General features: G+C 37.2%; 18 protein-coding genes. 11 read left to right on the forward strand and 7 right to left on the reverse strand.

Features of this window, described 5'->3' with window-relative positions:
• Nucleotides 1–211: 211 nt before the first annotated feature.
• Nucleotides 212–340, forward strand: a complete 129-nt coding sequence (locus NEOC95_RS09520) for a hypothetical protein (protein WP_283248249.1) — start codon at nucleotides 212–214, stop codon at nucleotides 338–340.
• 293 nt (nucleotides 341–633) lie between these two features.
• Nucleotides 634–1314, forward strand: coding sequence for a hypothetical protein (locus tag NEOC95_RS05105; RefSeq protein ID WP_213151999.1), 681 nt, complete (start codon nucleotides 634–636; stop codon nucleotides 1312–1314).
• A 63-nt stretch (nucleotides 1315–1377) separates the two neighbouring features.
• Here NEOC95_RS05105 and mnmA read toward each other — a convergent pair whose 3' ends face one another.
• Nucleotides 1378–2511 (reverse strand): tRNA 2-thiouridine(34) synthase MnmA, encoded by a 1134-nt coding sequence (mnmA, locus tag NEOC95_RS05110; protein WP_166154911.1) that lies wholly within the window; start codon nucleotides 2509–2511, stop codon nucleotides 1378–1380.
• A gap of 45 nt (nucleotides 2512–2556) precedes the next feature.
• On the reverse strand, nucleotides 2557–3813 hold the full coding sequence (locus NEOC95_RS05115) for a dicarboxylate/amino acid:cation symporter (RefSeq protein ID WP_166154909.1): 1257 nt from the start codon (nucleotides 3811–3813) through the stop codon (nucleotides 2557–2559).
• 1008 nt (nucleotides 3814–4821) lie between these two features.
• Here NEOC95_RS05115 and NEOC95_RS05120 point away from each other — a divergent pair.
• The 3 genes from NEOC95_RS05120 to NEOC95_RS05130 all read left to right on the forward strand — a co-directional run bounded on the left by NEOC95_RS05120 (nucleotide 4822) and on the right by NEOC95_RS05130 (nucleotide 8828).
• Nucleotides 4822–5898, forward strand: coding sequence for a M48 family metallopeptidase (locus NEOC95_RS05120; RefSeq protein ID WP_213152000.1), 1077 nt, complete (start codon nucleotides 4822–4824; stop codon nucleotides 5896–5898).
• A 115-nt stretch (nucleotides 5899–6013) separates the two neighbouring features.
• Complete coding sequence (locus NEOC95_RS05125) at nucleotides 6014–7399, forward strand: dipeptidase (RefSeq protein ID WP_213152005.1); 1386 nt, start codon at nucleotides 6014–6016, stop codon at nucleotides 7397–7399.
• A gap of 10 nt (nucleotides 7400–7409) precedes the next feature.
• On the forward strand, nucleotides 7410–8828 hold the full coding sequence (locus tag NEOC95_RS05130; protein WP_213152007.1) for a Do family serine endopeptidase: 1419 nt from the start codon (nucleotides 7410–7412) through the stop codon (nucleotides 8826–8828).
• Between the two features lie 53 nt (nucleotides 8829–8881).
• On the opposite strand, the gene NEOC95_RS05135 is transcribed toward NEOC95_RS05130, so the two are convergent.
• From NEOC95_RS05135 to NEOC95_RS05145, 3 genes are all read right to left on the reverse strand, one after another.
• Nucleotides 8882–9115 (reverse strand): hypothetical protein, encoded by a 234-nt coding sequence (locus tag NEOC95_RS05135; protein ID WP_213152009.1) that lies wholly within the window; start codon nucleotides 9113–9115, stop codon nucleotides 8882–8884.
• Between the two features lie 312 nt (nucleotides 9116–9427).
• Nucleotides 9428–9853 carry a hypothetical protein gene (locus NEOC95_RS05140; RefSeq protein WP_213152011.1) on the reverse strand — a complete coding sequence of 142 codons (426 nt, stop codon included), beginning with the start codon at nucleotides 9851–9853 and terminating at the stop codon, nucleotides 9428–9430.
• A gap of 116 nt (nucleotides 9854–9969) precedes the next feature.
• Nucleotides 9970–11151: a site-2 protease family protein gene (locus tag NEOC95_RS05145; RefSeq protein ID WP_213152013.1), complete on the reverse strand. Its 1182-nt coding sequence runs from the start codon at nucleotides 11149–11151 to the stop codon at nucleotides 9970–9972.
• A 681-nt stretch (nucleotides 11152–11832) separates the two neighbouring features.
• Between NEOC95_RS05145 and ftsY the strand changes: the two genes are divergently transcribed.
• From ftsY to NEOC95_RS05165, 4 genes are all read left to right on the forward strand, one after another.
• A complete protein-coding gene (gene ftsY, locus NEOC95_RS05150; RefSeq protein ID WP_213152015.1) occupies nucleotides 11833–12762 on the forward strand; it encodes a signal recognition particle-docking protein FtsY in 930 nt (309 codons plus the stop codon).
• A gap of 266 nt (nucleotides 12763–13028) precedes the next feature.
• Nucleotides 13029–13391 carry a hypothetical protein gene (locus NEOC95_RS05155; protein ID WP_166154895.1) on the forward strand — a complete coding sequence of 121 codons (363 nt, stop codon included), beginning with the start codon at nucleotides 13029–13031 and terminating at the stop codon, nucleotides 13389–13391.
• Nucleotides 13392–14222: 831 nt separating this feature from the next.
• Nucleotides 14223–14609 (forward strand): hypothetical protein, encoded by a 387-nt coding sequence (locus NEOC95_RS05160; protein ID WP_166156816.1) that lies wholly within the window; start codon nucleotides 14223–14225, stop codon nucleotides 14607–14609.
• A gap of 82 nt (nucleotides 14610–14691) precedes the next feature.
• Nucleotides 14692–14919 carry a hypothetical protein gene (locus tag NEOC95_RS05165; protein WP_213152018.1) on the forward strand — a complete coding sequence of 76 codons (228 nt, stop codon included), beginning with the start codon at nucleotides 14692–14694 and terminating at the stop codon, nucleotides 14917–14919.
• A 41-nt stretch (nucleotides 14920–14960) separates the two neighbouring features.
• On the opposite strand, the gene NEOC95_RS05170 is transcribed toward NEOC95_RS05165, so the two are convergent.
• Nucleotides 14961–16151 carry an amino acid permease gene (locus NEOC95_RS05170; protein ID WP_213152020.1) on the reverse strand — a complete coding sequence of 397 codons (1191 nt, stop codon included), beginning with the start codon at nucleotides 16149–16151 and terminating at the stop codon, nucleotides 14961–14963.
• An 864-nt stretch (nucleotides 16152–17015) separates the two neighbouring features.
• Between NEOC95_RS05170 and NEOC95_RS05175 the strand changes: the two genes are divergently transcribed.
• Nucleotides 17016–17348 (forward strand): hypothetical protein, encoded by a 333-nt coding sequence (locus tag NEOC95_RS05175; RefSeq protein ID WP_213152022.1) that lies wholly within the window; start codon nucleotides 17016–17018, stop codon nucleotides 17346–17348.
• Nucleotides 17296–18786 (forward strand): mediator of RNA polymerase II transcription subunit 19 family protein, encoded by a 1491-nt coding sequence (locus tag NEOC95_RS05180; protein WP_213152024.1) that lies wholly within the window; start codon nucleotides 17296–17298, stop codon nucleotides 18784–18786. Before NEOC95_RS05175 ends, NEOC95_RS05180 begins: the two co-directional genes overlap by 53 nt.
• A 5-nt stretch (nucleotides 18787–18791) precedes the next feature.
• Here the strand turns inward: NEOC95_RS05180 and NEOC95_RS05185 are convergent, their stop codons facing one another.
• Nucleotides 18792–20177: an F-box protein gene (locus tag NEOC95_RS05185; protein ID WP_213152026.1), complete on the reverse strand. Its 1386-nt coding sequence runs from the start codon at nucleotides 20175–20177 to the stop codon at nucleotides 18792–18794.
• Nucleotides 20178–20780: the final 603 nt, after the last annotated feature.

Here is a 20780-nt window from a genome sequence, read left to right on the forward strand (position 1 = left end):
ATACCTTTGCTAGCCAAGATAAAAAGACTCACTAAAAATTAAGAGTTTTAGACTAGAGAGTCGCCTTCAAGATAGGGTTTTATAGCAATCAAAAGAAGCAAACAAGCTTTTTAACTAGAATAAAGGTGCTTGGGCACCCTATTTACGTAGCTGCAAACCGTCTAAAAATGAACTTTTAATCGTTGCTAATCATAAAAATCTACAAAAAACCATGAGCACTTACAAAATTAGATGGGAAACAGAAACTTTATTTACCTCTTTAGCAACGTTAGATTTTTGCTTAGAAGACCTCCCTTTAACTCATCCTCTGGCAGAATTAAGAAACTTATCTTTGCCTTAACCCTTATCTTCTGAATGAAGCAGGATTAAAACTGAATAGCAGATGCCTAGGCAAAATTAGAAGATTTTAATCATTTAAAAGGACTACTTACAGTCTCTATTTAAGCCTCCTAAGCAGGTATTCAATTTCCCTTGTGTGAAATAAATACTTAAGGATGCTAAGCATGCGAAAAAGACGCCCGGGGCAACTTTAAAGAATAAAAATCCCGACTGCTAGAAAGTGAAAGCACATTTAAGTCTAGAAACTTTTTGTCTTTTATGTTAAAAGTTTACTATTTTTAATAGGATGTATTGATGAAAAATTTATTCTTACTTTTAAGCTTTTTCTTATCTATAGTCACCTTCCCTTGTTTACAAGGAGATTGCCGAGGCAAGATCGATGTAGCCCCCACTTTCGTCCATTTAGATATTGTAAACTTTGGAAACACTGTTAAAACCATGGACCTGCCCGCTATAAAAATAGACGCTAATGCTCTTGTCTATAAAGGGTTATGTATTAGACCTGGCTTTATGTACGGATCTAATCGCGGCACCTTGTTAACCACAGGTTGCGGCTTAGGCTTTACCATTCCTACTAAAAGGTGGTGTTTTACTCCTGCGGTTGGTGCTAATTACACTCAGCTTAAGACTAAAATTCCCTTAAAAATCTCGGATTTTAAATTAATAGCTAAAGAAAAATTCCGCTCTTGGTCACCTTATATCTCTATCGAAGTTTTTTATAGAATTGCAAAAGGCTGCCGAGCAGGCCTAATGGTGCAATATGCCTGGAGTCGCAGCCATACGACCATTAAAAGCATTGGCACAGATAAAAGTAAGAGCAATGCGAAAGGTCCTAGCTATGCACTACTGATTGAAAAAGACCTGCATGAACAATGGTCTCTTAATCTAGGTTTTGCTTACAACATTAGCTTAACTCGTGAGAAACATGGCCTTAGGGGCTATGGCATGAAAGCGGGCTTAGCCTACTGGTTTTAGAAGATAGGTCTAATAGATTTGCTTACGTCGAAAAGTTAGGCGAAAATAATTAGCTCACCCGGCTTATAAAGAAACATGCTTAGGTAAGGCTTTATTCTGATGGTAATAGGATATGCCTGCCGACTGAATGATTGCTCCTCCTAAGCATTTATTACCTTCATAGAATACAATTGACTGCCGAGGGGTGACGGCACGTTGAGGAACATCAAAAACAACCTTTAACTGCTTGTCTGTTTCTGTCATAATGGTACAGGCTTGATCTGTCTGTCGATAGCGCACCTTAGCTCTGCAAGCCAAGGGCAAAGTTGGCCTTCCATGAGGAGAGACCCAGCTGGCTTCGCAAGCGATTAATTCATCACAAAAAAGGGCCGGGTGATGAGCTCCACGCTCAATATAAACTACATTTCGCTCTAGATCCTTACCGACAACAAACCAGGGTTCTCCTTGTCCTCCAATTCCCATTCCCCTACGTTGACCTATGGTATAATAGGCCACCCCATCATGTGTACCTATGACTTGCCCTTCAAGGGTTTCGAAGTTTCCAGGTCTGTAAGCGATATATTGACTTAAAAATTGTTTAAAATTGCGCTCACCAATAAAGCAAATACCCGTACTATCTTTTTTAGCAGAAGTAGCTAAACAATGCTCCCGCGCAATTTTTCGAACCTCTGGCTTGTGAAGGTTGCCCACAGGAAAAAGAATTTTAGAAAGCACATGAGATTTGATGGTATATAAGAAGTAGCTTTGATCTTTACCAGGATCTATCCCTTTTGCCAGAATGCTTTCCTCATCATGGGTAAAAGATTGGCAATAATGTCCGGTAGCTAGATAATCAGCACCTAATGTCAATGCCTTTTCAAACATGGTTTTAAACTTGATCTCGCGATTACATAAGATATCTGGGTTGGGTGTATGCCCCTGCCTAAACTCCTCTAAAAATTGATTGAAAACATTTTCTTTGTATTCTTTGACAAAATTAACCGCATAATAAGGGATGCCTATTTGCTCACAAACACGTACAACATCCTCATATTCATAAGAAGCTTTACAAGTTCCATGCTCATCGGTTTCTTCCCAATTTTTCATAAACATTCCAATTACATGATACCCTTGCTGCTTTAATAGCAAAGCCGCTACAGACGAGTCCACGCCACCAGACATTCCTACAACAACAGTTTTTTGCTTATTTGGTATCATCACAACCTTATCTTATTAATTTCTATGCTTTGTCGAGAATAGAGGCTAAAGTATTTTTTTTTCAGAACGAGCAACTAGCACGGCGCAGCAAGAGGTCCCAAAAACATTAACTACTGCTCTACACATATCTAAGAGGCGCTCTACTGCTAATACTAAGCCAATAGCATCTACAGGCAATCCTATAGTATGTAAGACCAAGATAGCTCCTACAAGACAAGCTGAGGGTATTCCTGCCATGCCTATAGAAGAGAAAATAATTAAAAGAAAAATAGTCGCAATCGAGCCGAGGCTCCAAGCCAAGCTATAAACCTGGGCAATAAAGAAAACGGTCACACAAATAAATAAGGCTGAAGCTGTAAGATTTAATGAGGTGCCTAACGGCACGGTAAAGCTGCAAATCCTATACGGCACATGGGCACGCTTTTCTAAGCATTCTAAGGTTAAAGGCAAGGTAGCTGCAGAAGAACTAGTAGAAAAAGCCGTTAACAAAGCAGGAGCCATGGCGCGCACATGAGCAAGAGGGCTAACTTTAGCTACAAATTTTAATAATAGCGGCAAAACAATCCCCGCATAAATAAATAAAGCAATAAAAAATGTTAAAGTGAACCAGGCTACCGAGCGAAAAGCCTCTATTCCTGTAGTAGCTACTACTTTAGCTACAAGACCAAAAACACCGATCGGCAAAGCACGCATGACCAAATGAGTAATTTTCATCATCACCTGAAAGATAGCATTCCAAAAGCCTAATATAATTTGACTGGGGTAGGGCTCTATACTAGAGGCAAAATATCCAAATAATAGACTAAAAAAGATGAGTCCTAACATCTGCCCTTGAGAGGCAGCAGCTAAAATATTAGAAGGTACAAGCTTCAAAAGGAGCTGTTCAATTTTTTGAAAACTTCCACCTTGCCCTTGAGCATGAAGTTCTACTAATTTGCTTGCTTGAGGATGGCTACTCTTTAACTCTTCTAATGGCTGACCTATGCCTGGCTTGATGAGCATAACGCAAGTCAATCCTACCACTACAGCTAGCACCATAGTCAAAATGAAATAACTAAAAGTTTTATAGCCTAAAGTCCCTAATGCCCCTTCACTTCCCATACGAGCAGCCCCTACAATGATTGAGGAGGATACTAAAGGTACGACTACTAAGGTGAGAGCATTCAGAAATAATTGACCTATTAAGTTGTACAGCTGGACAAAAGGCACTCCCCCCAGCGCTTTATCTGCTCCTGACCAAAGGCCAGCCCCTACAGCTAAAAAAATGGAGGCAAAAACTTTAATCAAAACTTTATTTTTCATATAACTGCCCCAGTAAAATAAGAAAATTGTAAAGAAAAATTTCTTTTTTCAAAATGAAATAATATAAAGACCGACTGAATTCAAAACTTTAAAGTAAACCATACTTGGCCAAAAATAAAAGTTTTATACCCATGCACAAAGATATCCATTCTCCGCAAGCAAATTAGAAGATTGCGTAATAATCCTTAAGAAAAATATGAAGATAGGCTCAAACTTATAATAAAGGAGAAGAAAAAGGCTTTTCTCTACTTCTTAAGAATAGAGTGGCTAGCTTAATTTAGAAAAAAAAGCTTTTTATTACCCCATCTTTTTCCTTTTAAGCCATCTTGCTTGCCTTTATGCTTTCTAGTTTAGAGAAATAATCATCCTCTTCTATAACCTTATAATAAGGCTTTTGTAAAAAAAGTAAGTTAAACTCCTTAAGGTTAGGTGTTTTTTAAGTTCTGTCAAAGAGCTTAAATAGTTAAATCAAGAAATTTAGTTTCTTGATAAATTGCTACATAGCTGTAGGGATTGTAAGCTTACTCTTGCTATAGATAGTTAAAAAGTTTTAACCATCAAGCTAGGCATGTAAGTAGAGAAAAGAAGAACTTGGATTGAATAATTTACGAAGATAACTGCTAAACCTTTTTCAGAAATTTTCTTAATTTTTCGTTCTCTCTTATCAAGAGGAGAATAACATCAAAAAAAAGTAAGGTTGATTAATTGTGGAAGGGGCTCTTATAATTTACTCATATGTTTACCCATATTTTTTTCTTAATTTTAGCTTTCCTACTAATGAATAGTTTACCAGAAACTTCAGCGCCAGCAATTAAATCTGTCTGGGATGCTTTTGGCATATCCCTGCTTCTTTATGTAGGCCTATGCGGTACCTTCTTTTTCCAATATCCTCTTTTAAAGAAGTTGTTTAGAAGAAAACCGAGCTTTATTCTCTTCATTATAAACATAGAATTGTTAGCCTACCTTAGCGTTTATCAATATATCTTAGATGCTGGCCGCCTGTTTCATATGATTCCCTTTATGCAAAACATGCATTTTCTTAACGTTCTGTGGGAACTTGGCCTATATTTAGGAGGGCTAGGGCTTTTTCATGCTCTTTCATTTGTGAAGTTTTATTCTTACAATATCTCCGAAACACGCTTTTATTACGCTCAACGGCAGCTAAAGCTATTGGTTCCCTTTTTCCTTCCCTTCGTTATCATTACCTTAGCGTTAGATATTTTTAGCACGCTACTAGGCCCGCAGGTTTCTACAAAAACTCTTGAATGGATGTCTGCCTCTTTCAGTGTCCTCATAGCTATCTTGCTATTCATTTTCCTTCCCTATTTCCTTCAAAAAATTTGGAAATGCAACCCCTTACCAGCAGGAGCGCTAAATGATCGCTTAGCAATAGTTTGCCAAAAAGCGGGATTTAAACACGCAGGCATGAGAACATGGACGGTAATGCACGATCAACTGACCGCGGGCATTATGGGAATCATATCTCCTTTCCGCTATGTTATGTTCACAGAGCGACTTTTAAAAGAACTTTCAACAGAAAGCATTGAAGCCATCCTAGCCCATGAAATCGGCCATAATACTCATCGCCATTTATTGTTTTATCCCTTTATTTTAAGTGGTCTCCTTCCACTTACCGGTATATTTTTTTATTTTTTCTCCGCCCCGTTGTCCTACTTTCTAGGGCAAGAAAAGGCTTGGCCTCTTTCTGCCGCAGGAAATTTTTTCAACCTGCTCAAGTTTTTTTCTTTTTATGCTCTTATTATCTTAGGCTATTTTCGCGGTGTGTTTGGCTTCTTCTCTAGGCTTTTTGAAAGACAAGCAGACTTACATGTCTTTAAAGTCGGTTTACCTTTAGAGTCTATGATTAATGCTTTAGAAGCTGTAGCCTATGCTAATGGAGGATATGCCACTCCCAACTGGCATCATTACAGTATTAAAGAAAGGGTAGAGTTTTTGAAGTCTTGCCTACTAAGCCCGCTGTTAATCGAGCAGCATCATCGTAAAGTAAAAAAAGCTCTTTTAATCTATGTTGCCCTTTTCCTCACGGCTTTAACCTTCCTGCTTTATCTCACGATTAACTTATAGAACCGTTCATTAAGCCGTAATTTATACGCTTTGGGAACTTTTATTGAGAGAAAAACATGCGCAATGGTATAGATCTTTCTTAAGTTTCATTCAACATTTATCAAGAGGTCAATTGATGCAAAACTCTTTCCCTTCCCTGCATGTTTTGCAGGACTATTATAAAAAGCAGGAAAAAATTGCTTTGGAAGAATATTTTGCTTTTTTACGTTTTCAAAGTATTAGCTCAGAGATAGGCTATACCTCTCAGATGGAAGCCTGCGCCCAATGGGTGATGAGCTATCTTAAAAATATAGGTTTTGAGGCTGAAATTTGGCCTACTAAAGGACATCCTGTCATATTTGCCTCTTACATGAAGGCCGGCCCTTCCCAGCCTACCTTATTAATTTACAATCATTATGATGTTCAACCTATTGATCCCCTAGAGGCATGGCACACACCCCCTTTTGAGCCTACCATTCGCCACGGAGAAGTCTATGCCCGTGGAGCCCAAGATAATAAAGGCCAATGTTTTTACACACTTTTTGCCATCAAAGCTCTTATGAATATTGATGGAAAATTGCCAATTAATGTTAAATTTTGCATCGAAGGAGAAGAAGAATGTGGCAGCTTGGGGCTCTCAGAACTATTGGCATATAAAAAGAAAGAACTTGAAGCAGACTATCTTGCCATTGTGGACTTAGGACTTCGCCATGCCACCGCTCCTGCAGTTACCTTAGGAGTTAGAGGAATTGTGACCATGGATGTGGAAGTTAAAGGTACTAAGACCGATTTACATTCAGGTTCATATGGAGGAATAGCTTATAATCCCCTGCATGCGCTTGTAGATATTTTAGCGCAGCTAAGAGACCCCGCAGGTCGTATAAGAATTCCTGACTTTTACAAAGATGTGCAGGAGCTTAGCCCAGAGGAAAAAGAAAGAATTACTTTTGATTTTGACGAACAAGACTATTTCTTTACTTTTGGAGCTAAGCCTACCGGAGGAGAAAAAAACTATACGCCCTTAGAAAGAAGCTGGCTTAGACCGACAATAGAAATTAACGGAATCTCAGGAGGATATGCAGGAGAAGGCTTTAAAACTGTCATTCCTTCTCAAGCTACAGCTAAGCTATCGTGTCGGTTAGTTCCGCACCAATCTCCCGAGGAAACTGCTAAAAAAATTGCTAATTTTATTGAACAAAAAGCTCCGGAAGGCGTGGAAGTGAAAGTTCATATCCATGCAGGCGGAGGCAAGGCAGTAAGAATAGAGCCTTCATCTAAATGTGTACAAGCTTTCGCTAAAGCTTATGAGGAGGTGTATAAGACTTCATGTGCTTTTACATACTCGGGAGGATCCATACCGATCATCCAGCAGCTTTCTGAAGCCAGCCAAAGCGAGGTTGTTCTCATGGGATTGGGCTTGCCTGATGATCAAATTCATGCTCCTAACGAGCATTTTGGAATCGATCGATTAGAAAAAGGTTATTTAATTATTGCACGAACTCTTGAATTTTTAGCCAATTAGGAAGGTAATTATGCATCTAATTAAACATGGTTTATTGACCCTGGTATGTTTTTCCTTAATTTTTAGCCAGAGGTCTCTTTTAAGTTCTAAAGAAATCAGTTCAAATGTTCTTTTACAAGATTTTACGCAAATTGCTGACCAAGCAATTCCTGCTGTCGTTTCTATCCAGGTTAAAACAAAAAGTTTTTTTCCCCCCAGCAGCAATTTCTTTAATGATGAGTTTTTTCAACCTTTTCAGCCTTTTTTTGGCGCTCCTCTTTATCCTGAGCCCTTACCTGAACTAGAAATTAATCAAGGCTCCGGCTTTATTGTCTCCCCTGATGGCTATATTATTACCAATAGCCATGTTATCAATAAAGCTACTGAAATAGAGGTCATTCTTAATGATAAAAGAAGCTTTACTGCTACTATTATTGGACAAGATCCAAGCACCGATGTGGCAGTATTAAAAATTGATGCCCAAGATTTACCCTACCTTAAGCTAGCTAACTCGGATGAGATTAAAGTAGGCCAATGGGCTGTGGCTATTGGTGCCCCTTTAGGCTTAGAGGCTAGTTTAACTGTGGGCGTGGTAAGCGCTAAAGGTCGGAATAACCTCGATATTGCTCAAATTGAAGATTTTATTCAAATAGATGCTGCCGTTAATCGTGGCAATTCTGGAGGTCCTCTTTTGAATCTAAAAAGTGAGGTGATTGGCATGAATACAGCTATTATCTCAAGAAATGGTAGTGGCCATATGGGTATTGGCTTTGCAATCCCTAGCAACATCATTAAAAATGATTTCGAACAAATTTTAGAAAGTGGAACCATCTCCAATGGCTTTATAGGGGTGGCTTTGCAAATAGTCGACAAAGATCTTGCCAAAGCGTTAGGCTTAGAAAAACCTCAAGGAGCTCTTGTAGCAGAGGTAAGTAAAGATTCACCGGCAGAAAAAGCTGGTATTAAACAAGGTGATGTCATTCTCCAATATAATGATCGTTCATTTAACACTATTGGAGAGCTAAGGAATGCGATTGGCTTAATGAAGCCAGGCAGCAAATTAACCCTTACCCTTCAGCGTAAAGATATACCACCTTTTACCCTCACTCTAGAAGTTGGCAGGATGCCTAGGTTAGGAGAAAAAACTTCTAGCTTAACGCAAAAAGAAAACAAATTAGGTATTGAAGTGCAAGAACTTACACCTGAGCTTTCCCGCTCTTTAGGATATGGGGAGCAAAAAGGTGTGGTGATCTCAAAGATTTTACCTAATAGCGCTGCGGCATGGACAGGCCTAAAAAAAGGAACCTTAATCTTAAGCCTTGATCAACAGCCTGTTAGCAGTCTGGATCAGTTCAACAAGCTCTTGGATACCCACGATAGCAATAAACCAGTCCTTCTGCTGGTTAAGCAAGGAAATACAACTCGTTTTATTTCTTTATGGGTAAAATAAGGGAGATAATTAAGTGCGAAGCTAATGATAGCTTCGCACTTCTTCTGAAAGGCTTAATTTTTCTTTACATCATATTTCTGAAGTTCTTGTAGTTCTTCTTCTTCTCCATCTAGCTCGGCTTCGCTAGAGTCTAAGGGAATAGCAAATACATCTGTTGTATCAGGATTGCTATGTAAATTGAAAGGAACTTTTTCCTCTGTAACAGCTGATTGATCAGCTGCAGGTGCTGCTGTAGCTACCATAGGCATCATCGTATACAATAAGATAGAAACTAATTTTAATTTCATGGGTTCTTCTCCACAGGGTTTAATTTAGAAACAGCACTCTTATAGCAAATTCTTTTAATTTCGGTAAAGAAAAGCTCCATTTCCTAAAAAAAATAGAAGTTAAAAAAATAAAAAGATAGAAAAAACTTCCTAGCTATCAGATAAATAACCTCCGCAGCTAGCTAAATAGCCTATTTAAATTAAAAACAGATGCATCATTTTAAGAAAAGATAGAAGTCGGCAAGCAATTGCAGATAAGCAGCTAAGAAACCATACATCTTAGGCCAAAGAGGGAGCTATTTCTTAGGTAAACAGGAAAGCTGAAAGCTAAATTTAATTATTCTTAGATACTGCCACTTTGCAAGCGTTATCTTTTTCTTTTTCCCTTGCTTCCTTTTCCTCTTTAGCTTTTTTCTCGATAAGGCCATTAGCTACTCCCCTCGACCAATAAAGAGTTTTGTCATCTATTTTTTTGATAAGCAAGCCTATTCCTACAATAGCTAAAGGAGTAGCTACTAATAAAACAATTCCTAAAGGAGAAGCTAAGGTGAGGGCAGCTACGATTGAACCTACCACAGAAAGAAGCGTTAAAGATAAGGTTCCAATCACGATTGCCAGGGCAATGATTTTTTTTTGCTTAAAGTCACTAGGATATTTTTCTTGGCATATCTGTATAGCTCTACTTTTGGAATTCTCTTTTTCCTCTATTTTAAGGGAAAGAGGTATATGGGGGGTCGCTCCTACAGAAGGGGGAATCATGGCTCATCCAAGTTTTATTGTTAATAAATAAATAATTATAATTAACGCCTATAAACAACACAAGTAATAAAAGATAAAAAAACTCATCTTTTTACAATTATTGTTATAAAAAAAATTCAGTTTAATTCATTAAGGCAATTTTTTAATAAATTTTGGAAAGCGCTACTGGGGCGGATAGAATCAAATTCACTTTTAGAAAGGATGGGAGTCTTATAAGGCATCCCCTGCCTAAAAGCCGATTCTAACCATCCTACGGCAGGTTTAGACAAACCTAGCTGAGCATAGCTGAGGGCATTGGTAAGAGCAGTCTGGTAGCTAGGGGCCTCACTAAATATTCGATTACCTAATTGAATAGCCTCTTTCCAATCTTGATTATGATAAGCTAAATCTTGCAATAACTGCCAAATAGGCAGATGAAATTTATTTTTAAGAGGATAAAGAATTTCATAGGCTGCTTTATAGTCTCCTTTTTCATTTAATAAAAGGGCCTCATGGTAGGTAGCCTGCCTATATAAAACACCTGATTGTGTCCTGTTGCGAACAGTTTTAAATTTCTCGAAAGCTTCTTGCTTCCTTCCTTCTTGGAGGTCTTCTTCTGCAGCTTTTAATAAATCTTTAATCTCATCGTTTTGATCTTGCGCTTGCATCGATAACGTGCTTTGCCAGGAACGATAGCTTTCAAAAGCTAAAATTAAAAACAAAGATCCTGCTAAAATGGCTTGCACTGCAAAAAAGAATAAACCTACACCTGCAGCAATAAGAATGCTTATAAAAGAGGCAATTTTGATTCCTCGCAGGCCTAATAAGCCTTCTAAAATTATACTTAAAAGCCGTCCTCCATCTAGAGGTTGCACAGGTAGCAGATTAACTATTGTCCAAAAGGTATTGACATAGAAACAGATTTCCAAAGCAAAGATTCCTAGATGGGAAGAATGTTCACTCCATCTATTTAAAAATAGATAAGTGCCTCCTGCTAAAGCAAAGCCAGCAAGCGGACCTGCAAGGACAATGATAAATTCTTGCCATAGCTTAAGCTTAGGGCCTGTTCGATAAGTTGCTCCTCCTAAGCCAGTAAGCTCTATAGTAGAACGTTGGCCAAAAGCAAGCGCGGATAAAGCATGCCCATATTCATGCACAATAATGGAAAACGTAATAACGATGACCCATAGCACAGTTTTAATTAAAACTGCATGGATAGATGTTATTTCTGAAAAACTGTTTAACCAGCCGATAATCAAAGTTAAAATCCAAAAAAAAGGATAAATACGTAGAGGAATTTTTCCAGGAATAGTAACCATTATTTCTTTTATGCCTTTTGCTTCTTTTTAAGACAGCTTGTTGAATTATATTTTTTGAGCTTTCCATCTGTTTTATCTTATCAGCAGCCCTTCCTTTTGTGCCACTAGAATTGTAGTCGCCTATTTCTCCTAAGAGAAGACCCAATGGGCCAAAAGTTAGGGCTAAAATTTATTTTCCTAAATTTTCATTTGTTTAGGCAGTCTCTTACTTGCTTCCCTGCCCCATTTTCGCTTACTATGAGTAGCCTCCTTCTTCCTAACTTTTTTCTCAATAAACTATAACTTTATAAAAGAAAGAGAAAATGTCTTAAATCCTTTCTTTAGCAGCGATGCTTAAGCTGAGCAAAGAAGGTATAAAATTTTTTAAATATTGCCTCCACCAACTGCAAAACTTTACTCCCTAATATGGAACTCTTCCTACTTCTCTTGCTTTAATCCTTAAACTTGCCCTTTAATCATTTCATCTATTTTAAGATCATATCGCCCGTTATTCCCCTTGCTTAATTAAAGGCCATTACAAGAAGGGCTAAGCTAGCCAATATTTTTTTAAGATTGAAAGGCATGAAGATTCATCATCACTCCCCTCCACCTCACAGCACTTAACCTATTTTTTCTTTTTAATCTTCAAGCCTGATGTGGTATACTTTTTTTCTACTTAACCTAAATTTACAAAAAACTTTTATGATTTTAGATTTTTTAAAAGGCAGCTATACTAAATTAAAAAAAGCCTTATCCAAGACAAGTGCTGTATTAGGACATAAGCTTAAAGCTCTTTTTAGCAAACCCCTCAATGAGGAAACCTTAGAGCAAATAGAACGTACTTTGTATGAAGCGGATTTAGGGGTTAAAATGTCCGCAACTTTAACCGAGAAAATTCGCCAGTTACACATCAGCCATCCACTTTTAAAACCGGAAGATTTAGTCAAAGAAATTCAACAAGACATTGTCCAAAGCCTTAAGAGCCCTTCCCTTTCTGTCTCAACTATGGATTCCTCTACCCCTCATGTTATTCTAATTGTAGGAGTTAATGGAAATGGTAAAACTACTTCAGCTGCTAAGCTCGCCAAGTTCTACCATAGCCAAGGTAAGAAAGTCTTACTCGCCGCAGCTGATACCTTTCGCGCTGCTGCAGTCGAACAGTTGGAGCGCTGGGCACAGCTCTTTAATATTCACATTGTTAAAGGAGCTGCCAAAAGTGACCCCGCCTCAGTTGCTTTTGATGCGGTAACAGCAGCCAAAGCAAGAGGAGCAGATATATTAATCATTGATACTGCTGGAAGGCTACATACCAAAGCTAATCTTATGCAAGAGCTTGAAAAGATCAAAAGATCCTGCCATAAAGTGCAAAATAGCACACCTCAGGAAATTCTTTTGGTTCTTGATGCGACGACAGGACAAAATGCAATCGATCAGGCTACTATTTTTCATAAGCATACCCCTATTACTGGTTTGATTCTTACTAAAGTTGATGGAACAGCAAGAGGGGGAATTGCTATTAGCATTCAACAACAGCTTGGTATTCCTATTAAATATATAGGCTTTGGTGAGGGAGTAGAAGATTTTGAGCCTTTTAATGCTGAAAGCTTTGTAAAAGCGCTGTTTGATGAATAAAAAGTTTATAAACTCAGATCTATATATTAAAGTCATTCAATTGAAAAATCACCTCTACCTAAGCAAAATTTAAACTTATCAAATCTTAAAGAAAATTAATTTTTTCTTTTCTTTAGCTTTTCATAATTTCCGAAAAGCAGGCTTCTTATATTCTATATATTTGAAAGCAAGCATAATAAAATATTTTTACATTCTTCTCCATTACCTTCTTGTTCAAAACTCACAAAATCGTTAAAAGAAATTATAAGTTAAAGGAGGGATTAATTATGAAAAAAAGCTTAATTCGCGTCACAATTTTGAGCGCCACGCTTGCTATTTCATCTCTTAGATTGTTTGCACACGGTGGGAGTGACCATGGAGGCGTTAAGGAAGAAGGACATCATTCTTACGAGGGCTTTCATGGAAAACAAGATCATGGTTGGGAACATCATCATGAAGACCATCGTTGGCATCATGAGCATGGACATAGCAATGTATATGTGGTAGATCCCTGGTATAATCCAGGCTTCGTCTATAGCGATACTTCTGTTACCTATCCCTATTATTATAATGGTTATCCCTATTATTACTATCATCCTAATTACTACTGGGATAATGGGATTAATGTTAATTTAAATATAGGTGGGTAATTTTTTATATCACTTGGCTTAGCTATTATAAATCCTTGCTAGGCAATTTTAAAATGATTAGGAAAGGATGCCTGCTCATTTATAGAGGGAAAGCTGGAAAGAGCGGTTAGTAAATCCAATTCCTTTTCATCCCTTTGTTGGGCTACACCCGTTAAAATATGAATAAAATTAAAAAGATATTTAACATTCTTTAAGCCAAAAGAGTTGATTAAAAAAAGAAAATTAAAAAACTACACGCTTAAATTTTAGCTTCAATTTAGCTTTAAGAAAATAGTAAAGAGAAACACTTAATTTTAAATAAAGGATAAAGCTAGCTAGATTTTCTTCAATTAGGGAACTTAGCTAATTCTTGGGTTTTGGAAATACTTTTAAATAAATACGAATAGAAGAGCATGGCACCAACCAAAAATCTAACACCATTTTAAGCCTTTGAAATTCAGTTGAAACACTTGGTTAGCCAGGGATTTGGAGAAAAACATGCGATAAATTGAAAAGTTTTTCCTTTTATTTTAAAGTTTTTCTATTGAGTAAAAGGTTTCTTTTAAAGCTTTTTTAAGAAAAAAAGCGCAGCAGGCCCCTAAAGTTCTTAGAATATTAAGTCAATAAGCTCTCCCTTGAGGGTTTATTAAAAAGCTTAAGCCTTGGATTTCTAGGAAAATTTAGCAGCTATGGCTAGTACTTGCAAGGTACAAAGTAATCCTATCTTAAAAGCAGCTTTAGCAGAAAAACAGGAAACATAAGTGGATTTGATTAACAGTCTAGAGATTAATTTATAAAAACTTTTTAGTTGGTGTCTTAAGAACTTGAATAGCTAATAAACCGGGAGATTGTATGTACAAAAGATATGGCTTTCTTATTGCTTTTTTCTCTCTATCTATGGGTATTTCTTCTACTTTACAAGCTGATGAGCCTCAAAAATTGAAAGACAATTTGCTGATAGCTCAAGGAAAGCATGGGGGTAGGAATGGGCACCATAAAGGTGGACGCCATGATAGGGATGAAAAACATCATGATCATAGGCATGGAGGAGGAAATAATTATTATTACTATGGCGGATTAGGAATTGGGCTGGGCTTTGGAGCCTCCTATCCCTATTACTATGACTATTATAGAGGGCCTTCCTCATCCTATTATTACCCCTCTAGCTATTCGATTTATCTCAATCCAAGCTATCCTGCTCCCTATGAGAGACGTCTTGAAAGCCGTTTTTCCTATTAAAAAGAACGATAATCGTCGTTCTTGGAATTAATAAGAGTAGCAAAAATCAACTAGAAAGCCATCTTAATTTAAAAAGGGCTAAATGAAAAATAGAAGATTAGTTTATCTATTATCCCTCCTTTCTTTTTTTATTCCTTATCCTTCGGAAGCGTATGACCGCATAGGCAAAAATTTAAAAATCTATTCCTACACTCAACCACGGCGCCCAAGGCGCCATGGGCGCCAGCCTACTGCTCGCACTCCTCCTTATGATCCCTCTAAACTTACGCCTCAGCGCTCTTACCGCTATCCCTCTTCTCATCATCCTTAAAAGTTAAGGAAAGCATTTAAAAAAATGCTAATATCTAGCTTTCATTTTATAAACTTAATATAGCTTTCACAGGCTATTTCAAATAGGACAAACATAAAGAGAAAAACCAAAGCTATACGCCCACCCGGAAAAATATACGCTCCTTTAAATCCACGCACATACCGTCCTACCCACACCATTAAGACAGGTAATAAGCCCAACAAAAGAGCACAACCATATCCTCCGGCATAATCTAAGGCTTCTAAAAAAATATGAGGATGGCTATAGGAAATCAATAGAGGGGGAACAAAAATAGCTAAGCAAATAAAGAGTTTATTTGCGCTGTTCTTTTTTAATTGCAATCCATCGGCAAGAAAATCTAGCAATCCTAAAGTCACCCCAAAAAATGAAGTTACTAAAGCAAAAAAAGCAAAAAATTGGCCAATGATATAGACAGCAGGAGTGCCTAAAAAATGCTTAAGCGGAACCACAGCATTTTCTCCTTTTTGTAGGGTCTCTATTAATCCTCCTGAGCCGAAAGTCGGCACTATACCTTGAATTAACCACTGCCAAATAATATAAGTTATCAAGGGAATAAAACTACCTATCAAAATAGCTAAGCGGGTTAAACGTATATCGTTATGCATATATTGCACTAAAGTAGGGATAATTCCTTGGTAGGCAAATGCAGTAAAAGCAATAGGCAAACCTACAACGGCTAGGGACCAGTCTTGATAGAATAGATGTTGGGAGTTTACATGGGGAGCTCCTAGCATCACAAAAGCAGCATAAAACACAGCTAATCCACCCATGAGCATGATATTTAAATGGCCAATTACTTGAGCGCCAGCATAAACAAAAGGGCTAAATAAAAGCACGAACAACAAAGAGCCATAATGAGCAGGAACAATATTGACTAAGAGCTGAGAAACCAGATTTCCACACCCTACTATATAAGCTAAATTGAGGCAGTAAAATAAAAATAGATAAATGATCCATGCTACCCATTTGCCTAAACTTCCCAAAGTAGTGTAGGCCATAGTCACAATATTAGCTTCCCCCTTCATCCAAGTAGAAACTTCAAGGAATAATAAGCCAGTACAGGCCATGAAAACCCAACAAAAAAAATAAGTAAGTAAAGAGGGAACGAAGCCGCCTAAGCTTGTGGCTACGGGTAGAGCAAGCATTCCCCCTCCGATAGAGGTTCCTGCTACTAATAAGGCGCCTTTAAGTAAACTTGCAGTATTGTTCATGGGCTCATCTTCTTAAATAAGTTAAATTAGGTGCGAGTATAGAGAGGAACTTTCAAAAATTCAAGATAGAAGCCATAAAAGCAATAATTCCTAAGAAATATACAATTGAATGAAATTTTATATTTTTAGAAGGTATTTCATATGAACTCTAGGAAAATTTTTTTTCATTTGACGGATTGAAAGCATAGCGGAGGCTATAAAAAAAGTTAATGTTAAATAACGAAGCGCTATATGTAGATACTAGCTTGTGTAGCTTGTCGCCTTCTAGCCTTCCCTGCCCCAATTTTTCTTTAGAAACTCTAAAGCATTCCTTTCTTGCCCGGACGTTGCCCCCAGCTTTGGCCCTATCGCATAGGAGGGCCTCACCAGGACAATAAGCTAGATCGCAAGTGCCTTTTATGCTCCGCTTTACAAAAAGCTAATGTAACCACCGGTTATCTTAACTTTATTTTTCGTCGGTCTCTTTTACGATACTGTTCACCTTTTATCTTTTTTCCTTTGATAAACTCTATTCCTTTAGCGTTAAAATCAACAACCCAGCTAGAGAAAATAAAGAAAACAAGCCTGGCATATTTTATCTATTTTTCCTCCTTAAAGCCTAAAGAGTGCTCTATTAATCTCTTAATAAGGAAAATGCTTTTTTTGCTTTCCTTCGCTATAGATCCTAAAAATATATTTTTTCTTAGGTTATCTTATCACTCCCTTAAGATCTTTGCATACGCTAGGATCTTCCAGTGGCAACTCGCCTCATAAGACGCAATTAAATTGGCTAGTGACGAAAGAGTAACTACACTTTTTGTAAATCGAGTTAGAAGAAATTGAAGCAAACCGCAGTTTAAAGCTCATCTTTATACCTACCTGAGAATGGAAGAAGGAGATAATGATTCTTTGGCAATTTTTCATTTTGCTAAAGAAATTTTTTCTTTGAAACTCAGGCCTGCAGGCCCTTTAGATAGCAACCCTGCCACTAACCGTCAAGTTGTTCTCAATGCCCAAGAACTCATTCCTAGTTTAACCAGGACGGCCAGGCAAGAGGATTGGCTTAAATTTTCTCATCTTCAACAGCTGATAGAGGAGATGGATAGGTATAATGATAGACAAGAGGGCATCCCAGCTAGCGAATTATCCTCAGCTGTGAAGCTACATGCTGAAGCACGCTTGCCACTTTTTTTTTCATCTATCGGTAGCTTTCTTTAAATCCGAAAATAAAATTGAGCCACTTGGAGCAAAGTTTCAACTTCATCAGGGTTCTGAAGTGCAGGGTACCGAGGCTTGCCATCATTCATCGTTTCCAGAAATTAGAGACGATTACTTAAAAAAATTAAAATACGAAGTTCTTGAAGCTGCGCGCCAGGAAAGAAAGGAAGGAAGGAAAAAAGAAAATATTCCATCCGCTTTGATTTTAAAACTATTGATTTTGGGTATTCCTGGAGAAGCTCTTCAAGAAATTTTAAAGCAAATTATAGATAAAAAGGTAGGAGCTGAGGAAGCCGTTAACAAATTATGGAATAATTTTTTTCCTGCTTCCCGTTCCCGTTCCTTATTTAATGAACAAAGTAAGTTTTACTATTTAAATAATCATACCATAATAGCTCCTGCCACCCTTAACAGAATGGATGATATCATTGAAAGAAATGTTCGTGAGTTTGCCAGAAAACAATTAGAAAACGTTTCATTGGGAAGAAGCTTGACGCCGATAGCAACTACAGTGCATGTAGGTAAAGAAGTTGAAAAAGTATTGGGTCACAGCTTAGTGCAGACCGATGAAAAACTCAATATGCTTAAAGAATTAGAAAAAAGCGTAGGAGAACTTAATAAACTCCTTTGGGATAATAATCGCTACTTAAAAACTGAATCAGCGGCTTCTCTGGACAAAAAGTTTGAAAATCTTGAAAAAATAAATAATCTAATTCTACGTATCCCTGGGTTATTAGATAGCATATCTAGCTTAGATAATTCTTATTCCCTTCCCATTATCATTCCTGATCTAGAAAATATAAAAGCATGGCTGGCGAGAGGTCCTCAGAATTTTAAAGAATTAAAAAATGAATATGAAATTTATCAACAGCAAAGAAAAGAAATTTATGGACCGATAGACGAGAAAATTAAGCGTCTTGAAAGCGCAATTCGTCAGAAAGAAGAAGTCATTAGAAAATTTGTTAACAAGCTGAAGGAATATAAACTTACCGCGCAGGAGGATTGGATTCTTTCAATGGACCAAACTTCATCACATTTTCCGGGAATAGAAAAAAAGCATAAAAGCTATCAAAAAATGTCTGGGGATCAGGGGAAAGTTCAGGAAAAATTAAAAAAAGATAAGGAAAGCCTTTCAGCTTTGCAGGAAAAAAAAGCTGCACTAAGAGCTCCGGACGCTCGAGGCTTACTAGCAGAATTTAAAGACTATGCACTCGATATACAAACATATTTTGGTTCTTCAATTTTTTCCCCCATTGATCCCTCTTTTTTTACTAGGCTCGAAGAATCGAGACATTTTATAGATGTTCAGCTTCAAGCCACTTCTCAACTCACCGAGAAGCTTAGCCAAGAAGTAATGCAAAGTAAATATTCCTCTTATCGTTCTTATGAACAGTTACAATCTATTTTAATTAGCCAAACGCTTCAGGTAAACAAATAGCTTTTTTAAACATCGGGAGGAGCCACTAAAACGGGCTCCTTTCCTTGTAAATGAGCAAAGTCCCATAAATGCAGCCATCCATGTTCATCGCAAAAGACTAGTTTGCGACCATCGTAGCTAGCATGAATATGATGAGAATCTACCACTGGATATTCCCTAGGCGGCAAAGGCCATAAGGATCCACAGTATTTTGTATCAGGAGTATGTTGACAAAGGTTAAATTTCTTAAATTCAGGATGGAAACGAGAAGCTAGGAAATAGCTTTCGTCTAAAATAAGAAAGCGCACAGGCGCTACACCGCCTATGTTTGATTCAGTTAAAAAAGCTCCATCATTCATATTATAAGTTAAAACAAAACCTATACTTAGCCCTACTGCTAAGCGCTTGCCATCATAACTAGAGGTTGTTAGGATTGACTTCCTGTCCAAAAATTTTTCCGCAGGTCGAGGTTCCAAGGTAAATTCTATCTTTTTTTCCCCATTAGAAGCATCCCATACATAGCATCTTCTATGTAAATCATCCTCGCATAAAATAATGACTCGTGCTTCATCAAACTGACATAATTCTTGATTAAGAGTAATTTTAAGAGCGCCCTTCAATGGCATCAAGGTCGTAGCAAAAGAGTTCTCTATATCATTAATAAAATAAAGGCTGCCATCTAGACAGTGGATTAAGGCTTGATTATTTCGGCAGAGAATAAAATTGATGGCTGCAGAGGTAGTCTTGTAACAGCTTAATCCTGTGCGTACATCTACAATTTTAAATTGGGTTTGGGATAGGTCAGTTAAAAATAAATGGTTTTGAGCCAAGTAAGCATTTTCAAAGTTTCCAAGGTAACATAGAGAAGTTTTGGGAAAAGCCTCATTAACTTTCCAACGATAGAGCTGCCCTTCTTGCGTCACTTGAATAATATGGCCTTCTTGATAATGAATCAGATGAGAGTTTTTATCTTCCACATTATCATACACTAACTGACAACTTTTTTCGCCCAAGTGATAGATTTGTGCTGTACCTGCTGTAGCCTTAATAAAAGCAAATTGTTTTTCTCTTTTAAGCGAAAGAATTTTTCCTGAGAAATTAGGTAATTTGTAGATAGTTTGTTTACATTTGTTTTTTGAATATTCGTCTTTCGTTAGCCTCATCGTTTTTGACATCTGCACTCTTTTCTTACAGATTTTTTGCCAGTTTTTTCCTGGAGAAGAAGAGTGGCTAAGATTTTTCCAGCGTCGTTGGCAAATAGGCCGCCATAAAGAAGGATCTTGGGCCATTCGCTGCCAATGTTTGTTAACAAGGGCTGCAATCGGTAAATCTTTTTCATCTAGAAAACTAAGAATCTTTAATTGCACTTCTTCAGGTATTCTTATATGAGGAATTAAAGAAAGTGGGGTCATGCTATTTACCATAAATTCAAATTAGTCTTATTTATTATAAAATACTAATAATCCATTAATTAGTAACCAAAGAAAAATTTTAAAACTCAACTAATACGCTTTTAAAAATGCCAATTTGCCTGTCTAATCCTCTGAAAGGCCTCTCTCTCCTTGATAAAGATATTTCATAAAGTAAGCAATCATATAAAGAGCAGCACAAAACCATATAATTGATGCCCAATCCCCTGCTTTTTTGAAGAAAAACCATTTATACCCCCTGACGTTTACAACTAAACATTGTTTAGTTCTATCTTAAAGCTTTAAATTATAAGATATTAAGCAGGTTTTTTTTATGCAATTTCTACTTAAGAATACGCTTTTGAACAGCTTTTTGTGCAATCCTATGCTTAATAAAGACATGTTTTTAAGGAGAAGGCCCCTTTTTAAGAGGCTCCCCCCCTTCTATGACTATGCAAACGTATTTTCTTTAAATTAGATGATTTATTATAGTACTACTTCGTTAGGTTTAAGAGGTATCAAAAAATAGCCTTTTGGATGAGTCATGAATAGCTTGGCAAAAAGGGCAAATAGTAATGCAAAATAAGCTGTTAATTAATCTTCTGA

Origin of the sequence: Neochlamydia sp. AcF95 (assembly GCF_018342455.1) — a bacterium.
GTDB lineage: Bacteria > Chlamydiota > Chlamydiia > Chlamydiales > Parachlamydiaceae > Neochlamydia.